Here is a 499-nt window from a genome sequence, read left to right as displayed (position 1 = left end):
GAGGATCGCGTCCCACACGGCCATGGCTTCGTAATCGGTGAGGGAGGGGTTGACGGGGTCTGGTGAAGCAGGTTGTTGCCAGAGCGGCAGGTCGTAGCCTTTGTTGGCGAACTGGGGCAGGGTCCAGCGGACGAGGTCTTCGGGCTCATCGGGATCATCTGGCTCTCCTTTCATGCCGCCTGCCGACAAGCGGATGCTCATACCAGGCCGAGCCAGCGAGGGATTGTCCCGGTAGTTTTCGCTCACGAAGAGTATTTGACGGTGAGTGTCATCGCTGAAGCCGATCAGGGACTCTTCGGCTTGCATGCCGGCCAACATGATTTTTCCAGTGCGCAGATTTTCGTAATCACCTGCGAGAAAAATTTGCCCGTCTTTTGGAGTGCGAACATGCAAACGCTCTTCATCATCAGGTGATAATGCGTTGATGTAGATGCTCAGTGAGACATCCGAGGCAGGAGGACTGAACTCGAAGCTGGCGATCTCCTGATCGTGATGACTA

The 499-nt window shown here is 55.7% G+C and carries 1 protein-coding gene; it reads right to left on the bottom strand.

Features of this window, described 5'->3' with window-relative positions; all coding sequences use genetic code 11:
• On the bottom strand, window positions 1-499 hold a 499-nt coding region (locus tag ACM6IK_RS24295; RefSeq protein WP_414876359.1), incomplete at both ends, for a T6SS immunity protein Tli4 family protein.

Source organism: Pseudomonas sp. IT-196MI5, from assembly GCF_949767415.1.
Classification (GTDB): Bacteria; Pseudomonadota; Gammaproteobacteria; order Pseudomonadales; family Pseudomonadaceae; genus Aquipseudomonas.
The sequence above is the reverse complement of the archived record's forward strand: the minus strand, read 5'-3'. Positions and strand labels throughout refer to the sequence as shown.